The sequence below is a fragment of the Acutalibacter sp. LFL-21 genome (genome assembly GCF_025630755.1).
GTDB classification, from domain to species: Bacteria; Bacillota; Clostridia; order Oscillospirales; family Acutalibacteraceae; genus Acutalibacter; species Acutalibacter stercoravium.
Genome location: NZ_JAOTNT010000002.1, coordinates 281,811 through 301,159, shown reverse-complemented (window position 1 = coordinate 301,159; position 19,349 = coordinate 281,811). Strand labels below are relative to the sequence as shown.

The 19,349-nt window shown below is 59.8% G+C and carries 19 protein-coding genes; 8 read left to right on the top strand and 11 right to left on the bottom strand.

All coding sequences use genetic code 11. The annotated features are described in order from the left end of the window. Window positions 1-9 precede the first annotated feature (9 nt). The 4 genes from ODJ80_RS03725 (at window position 10) to ODJ80_RS03710 (ending at window position 5,330) form a co-directional block, all read left to right on the top strand. Window positions 10-1,782, top strand: a complete 1,773-nt coding sequence (locus tag ODJ80_RS03725; RefSeq protein ID WP_263040975.1) for a V-type ATP synthase subunit A — start codon at window positions 10-12, stop codon at window positions 1,780-1,782. Next, window positions 1,782-3,161 carry a V-type ATP synthase subunit B gene (locus tag ODJ80_RS03720; RefSeq protein WP_263040974.1) on the top strand — a complete coding sequence of 460 codons (1,380 nt, stop codon included), beginning with the start codon at window positions 1,782-1,784 and terminating at the stop codon, window positions 3,159-3,161. Before ODJ80_RS03725 ends, ODJ80_RS03720 begins: the two co-directional genes overlap by 1 nt. A 3-nt stretch (window positions 3,162-3,164) precedes the next feature. Beyond that, window positions 3,165-3,824 (top strand): V-type ATP synthase subunit D, encoded by a 660-nt coding sequence (locus ODJ80_RS03715; protein WP_263040973.1) that lies wholly within the window; start codon window positions 3,165-3,167, stop codon window positions 3,822-3,824. Window positions 3,825-3,953: 129 nt separating this feature from the next. Further along, entirely contained in the window at window positions 3,954-5,330 is a 1,377-nt protein-coding gene (locus tag ODJ80_RS03710; protein ID WP_263040972.1) for a transglutaminase-like domain-containing protein, read from the top strand. 47 nt (window positions 5,331-5,377) lie between these two features. Here ODJ80_RS03710 and rd read toward each other — a convergent pair whose 3' ends face one another. Together rd and ODJ80_RS03700 are read right to left on the bottom strand one after the other, a co-directional pair. Next, window positions 5,378-5,536: a rubredoxin gene (rd, locus tag ODJ80_RS03705; RefSeq protein WP_178864092.1), complete on the bottom strand. Its 159-nt coding sequence runs from the start codon at window positions 5,534-5,536 to the stop codon at window positions 5,378-5,380. Between the two features lie 678 nt (window positions 5,537-6,214). Further along, window positions 6,215-6,610, bottom strand: a complete 396-nt coding sequence (locus ODJ80_RS03700) for an inorganic pyrophosphatase (protein WP_263040971.1) — start codon at window positions 6,608-6,610, stop codon at window positions 6,215-6,217. Between the two features lie 86 nt (window positions 6,611-6,696). Here ODJ80_RS03700 and ODJ80_RS03695 point away from each other — a divergent pair, with 86 nt between their 5' ends. After that, window positions 6,697-7,218 carry a GNAT family N-acetyltransferase gene (locus ODJ80_RS03695; RefSeq protein ID WP_263040970.1) on the top strand — a complete coding sequence of 174 codons (522 nt, stop codon included), beginning with the start codon at window positions 6,697-6,699 and terminating at the stop codon, window positions 7,216-7,218. 53 nt (window positions 7,219-7,271) lie between these two features. Further along, entirely contained in the window at window positions 7,272-8,180 is a 909-nt protein-coding gene (locus tag ODJ80_RS03690; protein WP_263040969.1) for a sugar phosphate isomerase/epimerase family protein, read from the top strand. Window positions 8,181-8,243: 63 nt separating this feature from the next. On the opposite strand, the gene add is transcribed toward ODJ80_RS03690, so the two are convergent. The 3 genes from add to ODJ80_RS03675 form a co-directional block, all read right to left on the bottom strand. Next, window positions 8,244-9,203: an adenosine deaminase gene (add, locus tag ODJ80_RS03685; RefSeq protein ID WP_263040968.1), complete on the bottom strand. Its 960-nt coding sequence runs from the start codon at window positions 9,201-9,203 to the stop codon at window positions 8,244-8,246. A gap of 100 nt (window positions 9,204-9,303) precedes the next feature. Continuing rightward, entirely contained in the window at window positions 9,304-9,822 is a 519-nt protein-coding gene (locus ODJ80_RS03680; protein ID WP_263040967.1) for a nucleoside recognition domain-containing protein, read from the bottom strand. Beyond that, window positions 9,810-10,397, bottom strand: coding sequence for a nucleoside recognition domain-containing protein (locus tag ODJ80_RS03675; protein ID WP_263040966.1), 588 nt, complete (start codon window positions 10,395-10,397; stop codon window positions 9,810-9,812). Before ODJ80_RS03675 ends, ODJ80_RS03680 begins: the two co-directional genes overlap by 13 nt. A gap of 115 nt (window positions 10,398-10,512) precedes the next feature. On the opposite strand from ODJ80_RS03675, the gene ODJ80_RS03670 reads away from it, so the two are divergent. Both ODJ80_RS03670 and ODJ80_RS03665 read left to right on the top strand, forming a co-directional pair. Next, window positions 10,513-11,892 (top strand): Sapep family Mn(2+)-dependent dipeptidase, encoded by a 1,380-nt coding sequence (locus ODJ80_RS03670; protein ID WP_263040965.1) that lies wholly within the window; start codon window positions 10,513-10,515, stop codon window positions 11,890-11,892. Window positions 11,893-11,895: 3 nt separating this feature from the next. Beyond that, window positions 11,896-12,570, top strand: a complete 675-nt coding sequence (locus ODJ80_RS03665; RefSeq protein ID WP_178864085.1) for an HD domain-containing protein — start codon at window positions 11,896-11,898, stop codon at window positions 12,568-12,570. A 55-nt stretch (window positions 12,571-12,625) separates the two neighbouring features. Here the strand turns inward: ODJ80_RS03665 and ODJ80_RS03660 are convergent, their stop codons facing one another. The 6 genes from ODJ80_RS03660 to ODJ80_RS03635 form a co-directional block, all read right to left on the bottom strand. Beyond that, a complete protein-coding gene (locus ODJ80_RS03660; protein WP_263040964.1) occupies window positions 12,626-13,648 on the bottom strand; it encodes a zinc-dependent alcohol dehydrogenase family protein in 1,023 nt (340 codons plus the stop codon). Window positions 13,649-13,782: 134 nt separating this feature from the next. After that, window positions 13,783-15,228, bottom strand: coding sequence for a 4Fe-4S dicluster domain-containing protein (locus ODJ80_RS03655; protein ID WP_178864083.1), 1,446 nt, complete (start codon window positions 15,226-15,228; stop codon window positions 13,783-13,785). 36 nt (window positions 15,229-15,264) lie between these two features. Beyond that, window positions 15,265-16,437, bottom strand: coding sequence for a SpoIIE family protein phosphatase (locus tag ODJ80_RS03650; protein WP_178864082.1), 1,173 nt, complete (start codon window positions 16,435-16,437; stop codon window positions 15,265-15,267). Further along, a complete protein-coding gene (locus ODJ80_RS03645) occupies window positions 16,430-18,103 on the bottom strand; it encodes a [Fe-Fe] hydrogenase large subunit C-terminal domain-containing protein (protein WP_263040963.1) in 1,674 nt (557 codons plus the stop codon). The genes ODJ80_RS03650 and ODJ80_RS03645 overlap by 8 nt, the downstream gene beginning before the upstream one ends. Window positions 18,104-18,201: 98 nt before the next feature. Continuing rightward, window positions 18,202-18,444: a (2Fe-2S) ferredoxin domain-containing protein gene (locus tag ODJ80_RS03640; protein ID WP_178864080.1), complete on the bottom strand. Its 243-nt coding sequence runs from the start codon at window positions 18,442-18,444 to the stop codon at window positions 18,202-18,204. 140 nt (window positions 18,445-18,584) lie between these two features. Next, window positions 18,585-19,337: a phosphotransferase family protein gene (locus tag ODJ80_RS03635; RefSeq protein ID WP_263040962.1), complete on the bottom strand. Its 753-nt coding sequence runs from the start codon at window positions 19,335-19,337 to the stop codon at window positions 18,585-18,587. Between the last annotated feature and the right edge of the window lie 12 nt (window positions 19,338-19,349).

Genomic DNA, 19,349 nt, shown 5'->3' with positions numbered 1-19,349 from the left:
AAAGCAACTATGAGCAATGGCACCATCAAAAAGGTGGCCGGGCCCCTGGTGATCGCCAAGGGGATGCGGGACGCCAATATGTTCGACGTGGTGCGGGTGAGCTCTCAGCGGCTCACCGGCGAAATCATTGAGATGCACGGGGACGAAGCCTCCATCCAGGTGTATGAGGAGACCTCTGGCCTGGCCCCCGGGGCCCCGGTGGAATCCACGGGGGAGCCCATGAGCGTGGAGCTGGGGCCCGGGCTCATCGGCAGCATTTACGACGGCATCCAGCGTCCGTTGGATGACATCATGAAACTTTCCGGCAACAACCTGCACCGGGGCGTGGAGGTACCCGCGCTGAAGCGGGACCGCTCTTGGGAGTTTGTCCCCGCCTTAAAAGCCGGGGACAGCGTAGCTGCCGGGGACGTGCTGGGCACTGTGCAGGAGACGGAGATCGTCACCCACAAGATCATGGTGCCGCCGGGGCTTTTAGGTACGGTGAAGGACATCCGGGCCGGGGCCTTCCCTGTGACGGAGACGGTGGCGGTGGTGGAGACCCCCGACGGAAAAGAGGTCCCCCTGACCATGGTACAGCGGTGGCCAGTGCGGCGAGGGCGGCCCTACCGCCAGAAGCTCTCCCCCGCCATGCCTTTGGTGACGGGCCAGCGGGTCATCGACACCTTCTTCCCCTTGGCCAAGGGCGGCGTGGCGGCCGTGCCCGGCCCCTTTGGCAGCGGCAAGACAGTGGTGCAGCACCAGCTGGCCAAGTGGGCCGAGGCGGACATTGTGGTCTACATCGGCTGCGGCGAGCGGGGCAACGAGATGACCGACGTGCTAAACGAGTTCCCGGAGCTGAAGGACCCCAAGACCGGCTACTCCCTGATGAAGCGCACGGTGCTCATCGCCAACACCTCCGATATGCCGGTGGCGGCCCGGGAGGCCTCTATCTACACGGGCATCACCATTGCGGAGTACTTCCGGGATATGGGCTACTCCGTGGCGCTGATGGCGGACTCCACCTCCCGGTGGGCAGAGGCCCTGCGGGAGATGTCTGGCCGTCTGGAGGAGATGCCCGGCGAGGAGGGCTACCCCGCCTATCTGGGCAGCCGTCTGGCTCAGTTCTATGAACGGGCTGGCCGGGTGGTCACCCTGGGCAGCCAGCAGCGGGAGGGCACTTTGTCCGTCATCGGGGCGGTATCCCCGCCCGGCGGCGACATTTCCGAGCCGGTGTCCCAGGCCACCCTGCGCATTGTGAAGGTGTTCTGGGGGCTGGACTCCAGCCTGGCCTATAAGCGCCACTTCCCGGCAGTGAACTGGCTGACCAGCTACTCTCTGTACCTGGACACCTTGGAGCCCTGGTTCGCCCAGCATGTGGCCAAGGACTGGGTGGAGCTGCGGGCCAAGCTCATGGGGCTTCTGCAGGACGAGGCGGAGCTGGAGGAGATTGTGCAGCTGGTGGGCATGGACGCCCTTTCCGCCCCGGACCGGCTGAAGCTGGAGGCCGCCCGGTCCATCCGGGAGGACTTCCTCCACCAGAACGCCTTTGACGAGGTGGACACTTACACGCCCCTCCCCAAGCAGCACGCCATGATGGAGCTGATCCTCAGCTACTATGAGAAGAGCCTGCAGGCCCTGAAGGAAGGCGTGGAGACCGGAAAACTCATCGCTTTGCCGGTGCGGGAACAGATCGGCCGGTTCAAATACACCCCGGCGGAAGAGGTGGAGAGCCGCTACCAGGCGGTGCTCACCCAGCTGGAGGAGGAACTGAAAGAGGCCAAAGCAGCAAAGGAGGACTTGTGATGCCAAAGGAATATCGGACCATCCAAGAAGTGGCGGGCCCTCTGATGCTGGTGAAGGGCGTGGAAAACGTAGCCTATGATGAGCTGGGAGAGATCGAGCTCTTCAATGGGGAGAAGCGCCGGTGCAAGGTGCTGGAGATCAACGAGGGCAACGCCCTGGTGCAGCTGTTCGAGAGCTCTACGGGCATCAACCTGGAGAGCAGTAAGGTGCGCTTTTTGGGCCGCAGCATGGAGCTGGGGGTCAGCGAAGACATGCTGGGCCGGGTGTTCGACGGCTTGGGACGCCCCATAGACGGGGGACCGGAGATTTTGCCTGACAGGCGGGCGGATATCAATGGACTGCCCATGAACCCTGCGGCCCGGAACTATCCCCAAGAGTTTATCCAGACGGGGGTTTCCGCCATTGACGGGCTGAACACCCTGGTGCGGGGGCAGAAGCTGCCCATCTTTTCCGCCAGCGGCCTGCCCCACGCCCAGCTGGCGGCCCAGATCGCCCGTCAAGCCAAGGTGCGGGGCACCACCGAGCCCTTCGTGGTGGTGTTCGCGGCCATGGGCATCACCTTCGAGGAGTCGGACTTCTTCGTGAAGAGCTTTCAGGAGACAGGGGCCATCGACCGGACAGTGCTGTTCGTGAACCTGGCCAACGACCCGGCGGTGGAGCGCATCGCCACCCCCCGCATGGCCTTGACCGCCGCGGAATACCTGGCCTTTGAGAAAAACATGCATGTGCTGGTGATCCTGACGGACATCACCAACTACGCCGACGCCCTGCGGGAGGTCTCCGCCGCCCGGAAAGAGGTGCCCGGACGCCGGGGTTACCCGGGCTATATGTACACGGACCTGGCCTCCCTGTACGAGCGGGCAGGCCGGCAGAAGGGAAGGAACGGTTCCATCACTCTGATCCCCATTTTGTCCATGCCAGAGGATGACAAGACCCACCCCATCCCCGATTTGACCGGCTATATCACCGAGGGGCAGATCATCCTCAGCCGGGAGCTGTACCGGAAGAACATTGCCCCGCCCATCGACGTGCTGCCCTCCCTGTCCCGCTTAAAGGATAAAGGCATTGGTGAAGGGAAAACACGGGCGGATCACGCCGCCACCATGAACCAGCTCTTCGCCGCCTATGCCCGGGGCAAGGACGCCAAAGAGCTGATGGTGGTGCTGGGCGAGGCTGCTTTGACGGACACCGACAAGCTGTACGCCCAGTTCGCCGACGCCTTCGAGAAGGAGTATGTCTCCCAGGGCTACCGAACGGACCGGTCCATCGAGGAGACCCTGGACCTGGGCTGGAAGCTGCTGCGCCTGCTGCCCAGAAGCGAACTCAAGCGCATCAGCGACAGGCTGCTGGACCAGTACTACGACGGAAAGGTGGAATGACCTGTGGCAGAGCGTTTGCAGGTGAACCCCACCCGCATGGAGCTGACCCGCCTGAAAAAAAAGCTGGCCACCGCCACCCGGGGCCACAAGCTGCTGAAAGACAAGCGGGATGAGCTGATGCGCCAATTTCTGGACCGGGTGCGGGAAAACATGGCCCTGCGCCAAAAGGTGGAACAGGGGCTGAAAGCCGCCAACCAGGAGTTCATGCTGGCCCGGGCCTCCATGCAGGACGCGGCGCTGAACACCGCCCTGCTGGCGCCGAAGCAGCGGGTCTCTTTGGAGTGCGAGGTGGAAAACGTGATGAGCGTGGAAGTGCCAAAATTCACCTTCCACACCCGCACGCCCCAGCAGGGGGACATGTTCCCCTACGGCTTTGCCTTCACCTCCTCGGACTTGGACGGGGCCATCCAGGCATTGGCAGAGGTGTTCCCCGCCATGCTGGAGCTTGCCGAAAAAGAGAAGGCCTGCCAGCTGATGGCGGCGGAGATCGAAAAGACCCGGCGGCGGGTCAACGCCCTGGAGCATGTGATGATTCCCCAGCTCCAGGAGACCATCCGCTATATCTCCATGAAACTGGATGAGAACGAGCGCTCCACCCAGGTGCGGCTGATGAAGGTGAAGGACATGATGCTTCAACAGGCACACGGGTATGAGACGCTGTGACGTGGGAAGAGAGCTGCCCCAGCGGGCAGCTTTTCTTTTCGCAGAGAACACTTTTTCTTTGCTTTTTTGCTTTACTGTGATATAATCTTACAAAACGAAGGGCGCCGGGAGAGGCGCCTGTGGGAGGGAATGGAAATGACATTGGACCAGATGCGCTATTTGGAAATCCCCTTGCCGGAGGACATTGAAAAGGCCAAGTGGTGCGGGGACTTTGAAAGGGCCCACCGGCTCATCCGCCAACGGCTGGCCTCTGGAAAGCTGCCCTTTTCCGTGAAAAAACGCTTGGAGCTGGAAGAGGAAATTCTGCTTCGGTTGCCCCAGGACTATATTTACAGTGAAGAGGAGGGCTTGCGCATCCTGCGGGAGCACATCCCGGACTTCACCTGGGAGGAGCTGCGGGAACTGGAGGACAAGAGCCAAATCGACTGGATCTACCTGCAGGGCAAGCCCTACTTCTGCCACAGCTTCTACGACACTTTGGTGAAGGTTTATCCTCAGATCGCCCAGCGGGCGGGGCTGCCCCCGGCGGAGGAGAGCCCGGAGAAGAAGCTGCTGAAGGAAACCGCCCGGGAGATGGAGGAAAAAGGCTTCGCCGCCCGGCACATCCGGCTGCGGGCCAGCTTGAAATTGGCGGACAGCGCCTTCCGGCCGGGGGAAACGGTGCGGGTGCACCTGCCCATCCCCGCCCCTGCGGTGAACATGAAGAACATCCGCATTTTGAGCTACTCCCCAGAGGAGGCCGTCATCGCCCCAGAGACCGCAGGCCAGCGGACCATCTGCTTTACCTGCGCGCCCCGGGAAAACCGGCCCTTTACCGTGGAGTACGAGTATGACTCCCGGGTGGAATACCATCCTCTGGACCCGGAGAAGGTCTCCCCCATCCAGCCGGAGTTCGACACACAGGAGCAGGCGCCCCACATCCGGTTCACCCCCTTTCTCCGGGAACTGTGCCGGGAGCTCTCCGCCGGAGAGACCAACCCCTTGAAGGTGGCCCGCCGCTTCTACGACTACTGCACCACGGTGGTGACTTACTCCTATATGCGGGAGTATTTCACCATCACCCAGATCCCGGAGTACGCCGGGCTGAACCAGAAGGGGGACTGCGGCGTGCAAGCCCTGCTGTTCATCACCCTGTGCCGGTGCGCGGGAATCCCGGCCCGGTGGCAGAGCGGGCTGTTTGTAACCCCCTATTCCCAGGGCTGCCACGACTGGGCCCAATTCTATGTGGCCCCCTATGGCTGGCTGTTTGCGGACTGCTCCTTCGGGGGGAGCGGTTACCGGGCGGGCAGCACTCTGCTGCACGAGCACTATTTTGGCAATCTGGATCCCTACCGCATGGCAGCCAACAGCCAATTCCAGTGGGAATTTGATCCCCCTAAGGCGCAGCTGCGCAGCGACCCCACCGACAACCAGCGGGGAGAGGCCGAGTACGAGGACAGGGGGCTCTCTTACCAGGAGCTGGACGCCGCCTGGGAGCTTCTGGAAATGACGCCTTTGGCAGAATAAGCAAAAAAGGGCGGCCTCTTTTGGAGGCCGCCCTTCTTGTTTCGCTCTTACTCTTTGGAGAACTGGTCCTTGCCTACGCCGCACAGGGGGCAGACCCAATCCTCGGGAAGATCTTCAAACGCAGTGCCAGGGGCGATTCCATTGTCCGGATCACCCACAGCGGGATCATAACGGTAGCCGCAAACGTCGCACACATAGACTTCCATTGGTTTGTTCCTCCTTCAAAGCTCATTGATAGGGATGGGCACAAATGCCCTTCGCCCTCCTTCATAATATGCTACTTTTCCTCTATTATTATTCTTTATTAGAAATAAAATTAAATTCTTTGCAAGAAAAAGAAAAGTCCCATTGAAAGTGAACCAGCCGTGAAAGCCGCTCCCCCTTTTAGCCCCGCTGCCGGGAGATGGCGCCGCGGGCCTGCAAGGCCGCAGGGGCAGCTTTTGCGCCATTCAGCCAGAACGCGCCTGCAGAAACTCTAGAAAACCTTTCAGGTTTTTTCCTTGGTTTTCCAGGCCCAGCACCTTTTTGGAAGCGAGAAAGTGTCCCGCTTCCCCTTCACAAAATTCCATGCGGATGTGGTATTGCAGAGGAAGCAGCCCCTTTTTTACGGTGACGTTCCGCATCTCCAGCGGAACGCGCGTGCTCCATTGGACTGCTTGGCCGTTTTCTCCCAGGAGGGCGATCAACAAGTGATATCCGGTCAACCCAAAGTAGCCGGACCACCGGTGGCCTCTCTGAACGAGTGTCCCGTAAATTGGCTAGAACAGTGTTTCTCCCCCCTCCAATAAGCGGGACAAGGCACCTATTCTATGCGCATTGCGGTTCATACAAATGCCTCCAACGGATCAAGCGCCGAAAAATCTCTGCATTAGAATTCGACTCCCTCATTGCGAAGAGCCGCTTTCTGTGCTATCCTTTTTATTGGGGGTCTCCTTCCGGCGGACCAGCAGCGCCAGCATGTGAGGCGGCTGGCTTTGAAATTGGAGGGCCAGCTGTTTTTCCCCTTCCGTACACCGGAGAAGCAGCTTGACCTCCACCTCTCTTTTCGGCAAGTCCACCACACAGAGGAGAGCGTCCAGGCCATTTACAGGGCTGGTGCCCACCCACACGTCCACGCCTTCCCCATCCATGGCAGAAGTCCCCTCCAGATAGCCGTAATCCAGAGGGTAGACCATTTTTGGATAGCGGGGGTGCTGGGAGCCCCGGGGCCGGTCAATCGCGATTTTGGAATGCGCCAGAAGCTGGTCCATGGCCTGCCAGAAGCCAGGGGTGGATTTCAACACAGTTTTCCCTCCCAAAGCAATGCTGCCATCAGTATAGCACATAGAAGCCGCCCCGTCCATAGGCGGCAGAAAGGAAGGCTTGTATGAACCAACTCCCCCCAGAAGCAGGGCGCCTGCACATCCGGAGCTTGACACCGGAGGATTATCCCCTCTACGACCAATGGGAGGCAGACCTGCACCGAATGCATGTGGAAGCCCGCCCCGACCTGTTCTGCCCCTTGGAACATCCCGTGCCCCAGGAACAGTATTTGGAAGAACTGAACGATTGCCACGAGCTGCGCCTGCTGGCCGAGGTGGACGGCGTCCCTGCGGGAATGTGCTCTTTTACCTTGCGGGAAGCCCCGGGCAGCCCTTTGCTGAAGCCGGACAAGAGCCTGTATGTTGTAGACCTATATGTGGCCCCCGCTTTTCGCAGACAGGGCGTGGCCTCCGCTCTTTTGGCGGAGGGGGAACGTCAAGGCAGGGCGTTTGGCGCCAAACGGCTCTCGCTGACAGTGTGGCCCTTTAACCAGCAGGCCCTTCAGTTTTACCAGCGGCTGGGGCTGGGAATCCGCTCCTACACCCTGGAAAAGGAGCTGGAACCCCCTTTTTCTGGAACAAGGTAAACCGCCATTTTTGGCTTTTACAATAGACCTATTTTTTTAAGGAGGAATTTGCTATGAAACTGGGGATTATCATGCCCCCCGAGGCCGCCAGCCTGGAGCGCGCTAAAGATCTGGGGCTGGAATTTGTAGAGTTTGACTGCAACCCAGAGGATTTCTTCGGACTTCCTGTTAAGGAACTGGCAGCCCGCCAGGAGGCCATCAAAGAGGCCAGCCAGCGCACCGGCGTGGAAGTGGGCGCTGTGGGCCGCTGGGCCAGCCGCATCCTGGACAAGAACGGCGACGTCATCCCCCAGGAGTGGGAAAACGTGCTGGCCGTAATGGATTTCGGCCAGTACCTGGGGGCCAAGCACTACTTGTGCAGTGTGGCCTATGTGGAGGAACTCTCCTACTACAAGAACATCACCGCCGCCATCAAGGTGCTCAACCAGATGGTGGCTGCAGCAGCGGAGCGTGGGATGCAGTGCTCCATCGTCAACTGCATGATGGGCGGCAACTACATCCGCACCCCGGAGCAGTGGAAGCTGGTGCTCAGCGAAGTGCCCGGGCTGGGCATCAAATACGATCCCTCCCACAGCTTTGTCCACGGCGGCGCCCAGGGCGCCTATCTGGACGAGGCCCTGGAGTGGGGAAGCCGCATCCAGTATGTGCACGTCAAGGGTGTCATCCAGCGGGGGCCCTCGGAAGAGCCCACCATGTGGGCCATCCGGGACCTGGTCGCCGCCCACCCAGAGCTGAAAGGCATCTTCCAGCCCTACTTTGAGAAGCCCAACACTGTGTATGACAACCCTCCCGCGGGAATCGACGTCATCAACTGGCGGGCCTTCTTTGCCATTCTGTACAAGTATGGATATGACGGTTACCTGGCCATTGAGCCCCACTCCGCCACCTGGAGGGGCGACAAGGGAGAGAAGGGACTGAAGTACACCATCAAGTACATTCGGGACCTGATGATCCTGGACTGATCCCCCAAAAAGCTGTAAAAAAAGGCCCTGGACTGCGGTCCAGGGCCTTTTTCCATACTTGTGTTACAGGCGGGCCTCCACCCGCTGCCACAGGGCGCGCTTGTCCTCCTCCGGCAGGAAGGCGGCCTCCACGCTGTTGCGCAGCAGGGCACGGCGCTCCTCCCCCGTCAGGCCCAGCAGGGCATACTCCTGGGAGAGGGTAGTGTGGGAGACGGTCATGTTGTCCGTGTTTACTGTAGCCCGCAGTCCCCGGCGCAGGTACTCCCTCAGGGGGAAATGGGCCAGGTCCGGGACGGCTTTTGTCTGCAAATTGCTGGTGGGGCACAGCTCCAGGGGGATCTGCCGCTGGGCCAGCTCCTCCAGCAGGCTCTCCTCCTCTATGGCCCGCACCCCGTGGCCGATGCGCTGGGCCCCCAGCTCCAGGGCCTGGCGGACGCTCTCCGGCCCGGCGGCCTCCCCGGCGTGGAGGGTGAAGGGCACCTGGAGGGAGCGGGCATAGGCGAACAGGGCGGCGTGCTCCCGGGCGGGATAGAGGGCCTCTGCCCCGGCCAAATCCAGGGCACAGACCCCCTGGCCCAGAAAGGAGGCGGCAGTGCCCACCGTCTCCCGGTTGGCGGCCTCTTCCCCGCCCCGCATGCAGCAGAGGATCAGCTGGCAGAAGTTCTCTCCCCCGGCTGCCTTCCGGCCGGAGAGGGCGGCCTCCACCACCTGGCGCTGGGTCAGGCCCTTGCGGGTGTGCTGGCTGGGAGCGAACCGCAGCTCGGCGTAGAGGAGCCCCTGGGCCCGCAGTTCCTCCACCAGCTCCTGGACGGCCAGGGACAAGGCCCCGGCGGACTGGAGCAGCTCCACCGGCAGGTCGAAACAGCGGAGATAGTCGTTGAGGCTGGCGCAGTCCGCGGGGACCGAGAGCAGGTCCCACAGCCCCTCCTCCTCTGGGGGAAGGGGGACGTTGGCCAACCGGGCCAGCTTGCGTACCGTCTTGAGGGGCAGGGAGCCGTCGATGTGCAGGTGCAGGTCAATCATGGGGGGGACACCTCCTGGGGATGTTTTCTCTATTATAGCGCAAAACCGGGACAATGGGAAGCCATCCGGGACAGGCTTCTATTCCCGACCATGAAGCCCTTCACCCCAAAAGCCGGACGGTGAGGATGGAAAATAGCAGAGCCGTGGCGTCGCCCAGAAGAGCAGCGGGAATGGTATAGCGCAGGCGCTTGTAGCCGCAGGCCCCAAAGTACACCGCCACGGCGTAGAAGGTGGTCTCTGTGGAGGAGGACAGCACCGAGGCCATCTTCCCTGTGGGGCTGTCCGGGCCGAACTGCTGGAGCAGGTCCAGGGTGTAGGCAGAGGCCCCGCTGCCGGAGATGGGCCGCAGAAACGCCAGGGGGAGCAGCTCCGGGGCGATGTGCGCGGCCTGGGCCAGGGGCTCCAGCAGGCCGCAGAGCAGCTCTAAAAGGCCGGAGGCCCGCACCATGGTCACTGCCACGATGAGGCCGATGAGGGTGGGCAGCAGCTTGAGGGAAGTGCGGATACCCTCCTTTGCCCCGGAGAGGAAGGTGTCGAACACGGGGACCCCCCTCACCGCGCCAAAAAAGAGGATGAGGGCCACCATCACCGGCAGGGCCGCCGCGCCTACCTGGGCCATGGGGGCCTCCGCTCCAGCAGCTTGCAACAGAGGACGCACACCGCCAGGGACGCCGCAGAGGTGATCCACACCTGGGGCAGGATGGAAAAAGGCGCCGCGCTGCCACAGCTTTGGCGCATGGCCGCCATGTTCACGGGGAGGAGCTGTAAAGAGGCGGTGTTGATGACTACAAAGAGGATCATCCCTTGGGTTGGCGTATCCGGCGAGGGGTTCTTCTGGGCCATCTCCCGCATGGCAGCCAGGCCCAGGGGCGTGGCTGCGTTCCCCAGGCCCAACAAGTTGGCGGAAAGATTGAGGGAGATCTTCCCCTGGATGGACTCATCCCCCTTGTATTCCGGGAACAGCCACCCGGTGACCGGCGCCATGGCCTGGGCCAGCAGCCGGGAAAGGCCGCTTTCCTCGGCGATTTTCAAAAACCCCAGCCAGGCGCACATGCTGCCCAACAGGAACAAAGAGAGTTCCACCGCTTGCTGGGAGCCTTCCAGCAGGGCGGTGGAGAGCTCTCCCAGGCGGCCGGTGCACAGGGCGCACACCACACTCAGAAGGACCATGCCGCACCAGATGAAATTTAACACTGCTTCTCCCTCCTTTTCCCAAAACCGCCCCTTGACTTTGAGCGGAAAAAAATGTATCGTAAGAACGTACCTTTCCGCAGGAGAGGAACACCACACAAGAAAGGAAACGAAGCGTATGCTGTTTGGAGAAAAGATCCTGGACTATTGGGACGATATTCTGAAAGACCTGGCCACAGTGGTGGCCATCCCCTCGGTGGCCAAGCCCCAGGAGGGGGAGCACCCCTATGGCGACGAGTGCGCCCGGGCCATCGACACAGTGATCAAAATGGCGGAGGGCTATGGCCTGAAAGCCAAGAATGTGGGCTATCACGCCGCCCACGCGGAATATGGAGAGGGCGAGGGCAATGCGGTGGTCATGGCCCACCTGGACGTAGTCCCCGCCGGGGAAGGCTGGGACACCGACCCCTACACCATGGTCATCGACGACAACCTGGCCTATGGCCGGGGCGTTTCAGACAACAAGGGGCCTGCCATCGTGGCCCTGCACTGCCTGCGGGCCCTGAAGGACGCCGGCGTGAAGGGAAACCGGAAGCTGCGGGTCATCTTCGGCTCCGCTGAGGAAATCGGCATGCTGGACATGCCCCACTACTTTGCCAGCGAGCAGCACCCGGACATGGGCTTCACCCCGGACTCTTCCTACGGCATCTGCCACTGCGAGAAGGGCCTGCTGGACTTTGAGGTCCACGGGAAGAACGACTCCGCTGTGGTGAAGCGGTTTGTCTCCGGCACAGTGCCCAACGCAGTGCCCTTTAAGGCGGAGTGCGTTCTCCATTGCTCCGATGAGGAAGTGAAAAAGCTGCAAGCCGCCTCCAAGAAGCTGGACGTGGCCTTCGACATCACCCCTACAGAGGGCGGCTGCCAGATCGTCAGTCACGGCCAGGCGGCCCACGCCTCCACCCCCTGGAACGGCGTCAACGCCGCCTCTTACCTGGTGGAGCTGCTGTCTCAGGTGTTCAGCAAGGAGCAGCTGGGGATCTTCTTCGGGTTTATCCATGAGAAGATCGGCCTTGCCACCGACGGCAGCCAGATCGGCGTGCAGATGAGCGACGAGCCCAGCGGCCCTCTGACCTTCAATCTGGGCCTGGTAAACGTGGACGAGAAGCAGTGCAGCCTGACGGTGGACATCCGCTACCCCGCCACCAAGAAGGGCAGCGATGTCACCGCGGTCTTGAAGGAACAGGTGGAGTCCTGCGGGGTGGAGTTCGTGCTCCTCTCCGACGCGGAGCCCCTGTACCTACCCAAGGAAAGCCAGCTGGTGACCCTGCTCTCCGGCGCCTATAAGGACGTGACCGGCGAGGAGTGCGACATCTTCTCCATGGGCGGCGGCACCTATGCCCGGCAGATGTTCGGCAAGGGCGTGGCCTTCGGCGCCAGCTTTAAGGACCAGGCGGACAGCCGGGCCCACCAGGCCAACGAATTTTTGGACCTGCGCCGGTTCAAGCTCCACGCGGAGATCTGCCTGGAGGCCATGTACCGGATGCTCACCGCGGAGTAAGCCATGGCACAGTATACCCACGTGACCCCGGAGGACATCTTCCGCAACGAAGAAGTGCGGGCCTACATCCAGCAGGGCAACGACAACCTAGGGGTAATTGGCTACACGGAGCACGGCTTTGCCCACGCTAAAAAGAGCAGTGACACTGCCCGGGAGATCTTGCGGGCTCTGGGCTATCCCCAGCGGGACTGCGAGCTGGCCGCCATTGCCGGCTATATGCACGACATCGGCAATACGGTCAACCGGGTGGACCACGCCCACAGCGGTGCTTTGATGGCTTTCACCCTGCTGAACAAGCTGAACATGCCGCCCCAGGAGATCGGCCTGGTGTGCTCGGCCATTGGCCACCACGATGAGAAGACCGCCTATCCGGTGAACCCGTTGGCGGCGGCGCTGATCCTCTCGGACAAGAGCGACGTGCGCCGCTCCCGGGTGCGGAAGGACGCGGTGCTGGAGGCGGACATTCACGACCGGGTGAATTACGCCGTGGAGGACGCCCACCTGGACATGGACCCGGAGCGCAAGCTCTGTATCTTTCATATTGAGATCGCCACGGAAATATGCCCGGTGATGGAGTATTTCGAGATCTTTTTGGAGCGCATGGTGCTGTGCCGCAAGGCCGCCCAGACCTTGGGACTCCAGTTTGAACTCATCATCAACGGCACGCGGCTGCTATAACAACAAAAAAACTCCCCCAGCAGTAGTCCGGGGGAGTTTTTGGCGTTTATTTTTATTACTTGGCTTCCACCACCACTTTGATGGACTCACTGCTCATCTGCATGGCGATGGCTTCCGGCAGTTGATCCAGGGTGAAGCGGTGGGTGATGATGGAGGAGAAATCCACCTTGCCGCTGTTGATGAGGCGCACGGCCCGGTCATGAGTGTCTGGATTGACGAAGGAGCCTTTGATGGTCAGCTCCTTCTTGTAGACGTCGAAGAGGGGCAGATCGAAGGTGGCGTCCACCTTGGGCACGCTGAACAACAGGATGGTGGCCCCCTTGCCCGCGAACTGGAAGGCGCTCTTCACAGCGGGGGTGTTGCCCACGCACTCGATGACCACATCGGCGGAACCATCCATGGCCTGGGTGAAAGCCTCCTCATAGCCGGGCTGGGTGGGGTCAATGGCGGCGCCGGCGCCCACTTCCAGGGCCACCTGACGGCGCTTCTCGTTGGGCTCGCTGACGACGATCTTCGAGGCGCCGGACAGCTTGGCGAGCTGCACCATAATAAGGCCGATAGCGCCGCCGCCCACTACGCATACCTTGTCCCCCGCCTGGATGCCCGCCAGGTCGATGCCGTGGAGGCAGCAGGCCAGGGGCTCCGCCATAGCGGCAGCCTCAAAGGGCACGGAGGGGTCCAGCTTGAAGGCCTGGGCCGCGGGAATGAGGCTGTACTCGGCAAAGCCCCCGTCTCGGGTGACGCCGATGGCCTCCATGGTCTCGCAGAGCTGCTTTTTGCCGTTTTGGCAATACTGGCAGTGGCCGCAATAGATATTGGGGTCGATGGTGACGTGGTCCCCCACCGCGAAGCCGGTGACACCCTGGCCCACCTTCACCACTTCACCGGAATACTCGTGGCCCAGCACCACCGGCGGGTTCACATCGGCGGAGCCGGGCTCCCCGTGGTAGATGTGCACATCGGTGCCGCACACGCCGCACACCTTGTTATGGACCACCAGCTCTCCAGGGCCTGCCTTGGGCATGGGCAGGTCCGCCACTTCAAAGGTCATATTTCCCATAAAACGAGACGCTTTCATAGCAGAAGCCTCCTAGAAATGTTTTCCTTAACTCTTTTAATACATCAAAGCCGTGGAAATGTCAAGGGCCTTAGCAGAAAATTTCAAAAAAGAGAAGGAGGGGTCTCCCCCTCCTTCCTTTTTGCCCTTTAAACTTACTGTTTCAGCACGCCAATGGCGTCGGAAATGGTCTTTTCCATGGCTTCCCGGCCGTACTTGTCCACGTCGGCCTTGTTCTTGTCCCCGTGGGTCAGGCAGCCCGCGCCGCCGATACAGCCGCCCACGCAGGCCATGCCCTCGATAAAGTTGCCGGGCAGCACGTTCTTCGAGGCCTTCAGCAACGCCGCGCGGCAGGCTTCAATGCCATCGCAGGGAACCGCCTTCAGGTCAAAGTCCTCCAGCCCCTGTTCCTTCAGGGCCTGGGCCACAGCGTCGCTCAAGCCGCCGCTGCGGGCGAAGATGCGCCCATAGTAAGAGGCGTTGTCCAGCACGCCCTCTTCCAGGGATTTCAGGTCGATATCCCGGCTGTCAAACAGGGCCTGCAGCTCCTCGAAGGTGATGCAGCTGTCGATATAGGGCTTAACGCGCTCCTTCTGCACCTCCATCTTTTTGGCGGTGCAGGGCCCAATGAAGACGATCTTGGCATTGGGTGTGGTCTCCTTAATGTATTTGGCAATGGTAGCCGCCGGAGACAGGTTGTGAGAAATGTGCTCCTTCAGCTGCGGGAACTGCTTTTCGATGTAGTCCACAAAAGCGGGGCAGCAGGAGCTGGTGAGGAATTTCTTTTCTGCCAGCTCAGCGGCCTCTGCATAGGAGACCATATCCGCGCCCAGGGCGGCCTCTACCACGTGGAAGAAGCCCAGCTTCTGGATGCCGGTGATGACCTGGCCCAGCTTGGCGTAGCTGAACTGGCTGGAGATGGAGGGCGCCACCACGGCGTAGAGCTTGTAGTCCTTGTTGTCGTTGCTCTTTTTGATCAGGTCCACCACGTCCAGGATAAAGGACTTATCCACAATGGCGCCAAAGGGGCACTGATAGACACAGGCACCGCAGGAAATGCAGGTCTCGTTGTCGATCTGGGCGGCGCCGCTGTCCGCCATGCTGATGGCTTTGATCTTGCAGGCGTTCTCACAGGGACGCTTCTGGTTTACAATGGCGCTGTAGGGGCAAACCTTGGCGCATTGACCGCATTCCACGCACTTGGATTTGTCAATATGGGCATGCAGGTGCTCGTCAAAGGTGATAGCGCCGCGGCGGCAGGCGTCCTCGCAGCGGTGGGCAATGCAGCCCCGGCAGGCATCGCTGACGTTGTAACCGGACATGGGGCATTCATCACAAGCGATGTCGATGACCTCGATGACGTTGGGATTGTTTTTATCCCCACCCAGAGCCAGCTTGATGCGTTCCTCCACGATGGCCCGCTCTTTGTAGATGCAGCACCGCATAGTGGGCTTATCCTTAACAATGAGCTTGGGAATCTCGGTGTAGGCGTCCAGCAGGCGGTCCTCAAAGGCATAGCGGGCAACCTCCCGCAGTACCTTATACTTCAGATACTGCACCTGTGTGTCGAATTTTCTGTCCTTAATGGGAACTGAGGGCATAGATTGATACCTTTCCTTTCTTTGGCGGGTCTTTTTTTAGAAGTAGCTCACCTTGATGCGCTTGCCCATCTTTTTCAGGCATTCGCTGAGCTCTTCCACCAGGCGCATCTTAATATTAAAATTGATGGGCAGGTTTGGGTTCTGGTGGGCGGGGTTGATGGCTCTCCCCACAAAAAAGTTGATATCCGTGGCTTCTTCAAAAAGCATGCGGGAAATGAGGGAAGCGCCGTCCCGTTTATAACCCCATTGGGTGTAGGTCTCGTTATCTGCCAAAAAGTCCTTGGCATATTCCAGCACCTTGCTGATTGTAATGACACCCTCTGTCACCAGGTCCACGCCCTCGATCTTGGCAATGGGCGGGATCTCTGGGTCCAGATAGTTCAGGTCAGCCACCATGGGCTTGTGCAGGAACTCGGAGGCCAGAGTAGAGGTGGTGCCGCCGCAGACAATGTGCTTGCCCTCTTTGGAGAAGAACAGGGACAAGTACTTGTGGGTGTCCTTCCGGTCTGAGGGCGGGCCGATCATCAGGTTCACCTGCTGCCGGTCCCGGACCTTCACCACACAGGCGGTGGTGTCATCTCCGGGATGGCCCCCATACAAGTGGTTGCACTCTTCCACCAGCAGGGACGCATAGGTCTTGGCGGTGTAGCTCTTGTCATACATCATCTCCAGAAACTCGATGATATCCTTGCGCTCCCAGCCAAAGTTTAGGGACTGGCCCACGCCGGCGTGAATGGTGCCGTCGCTCATGGTGAAAAGGAAATCATTCTCCTGGAGCTTGATTTTGGATTTGTAGATCATCTTCCCATCAATCTCCGTGCCGGTCTTGGGAATTTCTACGAACTTCCCGTCCCGGATGAGGATGGCGAGGGGGTTGTCATACTGGATGATTTCCGCTTCCTCATTTTCGATGATGTGGATGATGGTAAAGGTGGAATAGGCCACGCCCCGCACAGCGCAGACCGGCAGTGTGGAGGCAATGGTAGAGACGCAGTCTTCCAGGCGCATGTTGGCCGCCATCATCGTAGAGATGATTTTAGAGGTCAAGGAAGAGAGAATGTTCGCCTTGACGCCGCTCCCCATTCCATCAGCCAGAACGATGACGGTGGAGTTTTCCCCCTGCTCGACGATTTCAACACGGTCGCCGCAGAGCTGCTCTCCCCACTTGTTCAGGCTGATATATCCGATATCGGTACACAGGTTATTCATCGCCTAAGGAATCCTTCAGGTTGGTCAGCGCGATCTTGGTCTCGGCGGTCGTCTCGCCCAACAGGGAGGCGATCTCCTGGGCCATGCGCATCTGCTTCTCGATGACCCGGTCCGTCATCTCGATGGTCTGCTGGCTGATCTTTTCCTTATTCATGCGCTCCCGCTCTTCCTCGGTGACATCACGCATGATGCAGATAATGATGTGGTAGCTCTTGTCATAGATGACGGTCTGCTCCACATAACGCTTGTATTCGGCAAGATAGACCTTCTCATCCCGCACGCTGCGGCCAGTGGACATCACATCCAGGAACACCTTGGGGTCGAGGATGCGGATGACCTGGTCCCCCAGCACGTCAGAGGCATGGCGGATATTCACAATCTGGCAGGCGGCGGAATTGATCTGCTGCACCTCCAGGTCCTCGTTGAGGACCATGATGCCGTTGGGCGAGGTGCTGATAATGGTATCAGAGAAGCTCTCTGCCTTCTGGGTCAGGAAGGGCAGGCACATGTTGATATCCGCTTTGCCCTGATAGACGGCAATTGCCTTTTCGCGGCAGGTGTTGTAGCCGCAGGCGCCGCAGTTAAGCTCTTGCTCGGGGGTATTCTTGCCCATCTTCCGAAGGATCTCCTGAATCTCCTTCTCGCCGGGCATCTGGCGGTGCAGCCCGATAAACCGGTGATCTTTAATCAGGTCCTTGCTGGAAGGCTGTTCTACCGCAAAATCCTTTTTGCCGGCATAGCGGTTCACTGCAATGGCGTCTGTAATGGGACGGCGCTTTTCGCGCTCCATGGCCGGACCGCTGATGCAGCTGCCTGCGCAAATGGACATTTCAATAAAGCACTTCTTCAGGCGCCCCTCTTTGATGTCATCCAGGGCAGCCAATACATTCTCAATGCCATCCACCACCATATATGTATAGTCGGGGGAATCGCAGTTCATAGTGCGCAGGATGCCGCCAGAGGTGGGGAACAACCGGGCCCGGCTCTCCTCCAGGTGGTCCTCTCCCTGCTCGATAGAGACCCCTTCCTGCTTGAGCCAGTCAGAGAGCTCTTCAAAGGTGAGGACGCAGTCCACTGTGCCGGGGTAAGCCTCGGCCTCCGCTTTTTTGGAAATGCAGGGTCCGATGAAGACAGTTTTCACGCCGGGATGCTCCTGCTTGATCTTCTGGCAGTGGGCCTGCATGGGAGACAGGACCGTGGCCAAGTAGGGCAGCACCTCGGGGTAATACTTCTCCACCAGGGTGTTGACAGAATGGCAGCAGGTAGAGATGATGACCTCCTGCTTGCCCTCGTGGATGATGTTTTCATACTCGGTCTTTACAATGGACGCGCCCACAGCCGTCTCTTCCGCAGCGGTAAAGCCCAGCTGCTTCAGGGCCTTCTCCATGGTGGCAATGGTGGCGCCCGGGTAGTTGGCCACAAACGAGGGAGCCACGCTGGCAATGACCGGGCCGCTCTTTAAAAGCTCGATGGCACTGGGCACGTCGTTGCGGATCTCCTTGGCGTTCTGGGGACATACCACAAAGCACTGGCCGCACAGAATGCACTCATCGCTGACAATCTGCGCCTGGCCCGTGGAATACTTGATGGACTTCACAGGACAATGCCGGATGCACTTATAGCAGTTTACGCAATTTGACTTTTTTAACTTTAAGTATTCAGCCATGTGGGAACAACCTCTCGCTTAGCAAAATAAGGGGCCGGGTACGGCAAACTCCATCAAGGCGATTGCCGTGATGGAGCTTCCCGTGTTCTGGGCTTTTTTTATTGTACCTTGGGAAGGATCTCCTTCTCGAAGAAATCCTTGGTGGTCTCAGGGGAGAGAGAATACAGCTTGTCATCCAGGGTAACATTGACGCCGTTGACGCAGTTGCCCATGCAGAAAGTGCCGCCCAGCTCGACCTTATCCTCCAGGTGGTGTTCCTTTACAAGGTACTGGAGCTCTTCCACAATCTGGCGGGAGCCCTTCAGATGGCAGGAGCTTCCGATGCAAATAGTACATTTCATGGTAAATTCCTCCTAGAAAGAGTGCATTCAGATTCAATTTAAGAAGGAGGCCTCCGCCCCGCCCCCTGGCGGAGCGGAAAGCTCTCTTCAGATTTGCTTAAAGGGCTGTTGTACAGGGCTTGTGAAAACGCAGAGGCGGATTATTCGTACTCCACCACGTTGACCCAGTGCATGAGGAACTCGCGCTCCTCGGGCTTGCCCTTCACAGACTGGGAAGCAGCCACGATGGGCAGCCACTTCTGCACATACTGCTTAGCGGTATCGGTCTTTTTGCAGAACAGGTCCAGATACTTCTCGGCAGTCTCAATATCGCCGGCCAGCCAGAACAGCAGGTAGGTGCGGGCGGCATCGGCGCTGGCGTTGCCCTGGGTCACATGGGCCCAGTCCAGCACGGACCAGCTTTCGCCATCGGGAGAGATCACCACATTGGTGGGGTTGAAGTCGCCGTGGCAAACCTTGTTGTGGTTGGGCATGGAAGCCAGGCGGGCATCCAGCTCGTAACGAGTGGTGGCGTCCAGGCCGGTCTGGGAGATCTTCCGCTTCATCTTCTCCTTCAGGCGGTTCAGCATGGGGCAGGTCTTGGACTGAACTTCGATCTGGATGTCCACAAAACGCTCCAGGTACTCGTCCTTCTTGTCAGGGTTCTCTGCCATCAGCTGTGCCAGGGTCTTGCCCTCAGCGTAATCGGTGACAATAGCCCACTTGCCGTCGATCTTGGTGACCTCCTCCACATGGGGGATGGGCAGGCCAGTTTCTTCCACGCGGGCAATGTTCAAAGCCTCATTGAGGATGTCAGCCTTGGAATAGCCCTCGTCGAACACCTTGATGACGTACTGGCCATCCCGATAGATGGTCTTGGAAGTCCGAACTGCAATAACCTTTTCCAGTTTCATAGTGAAAACTCC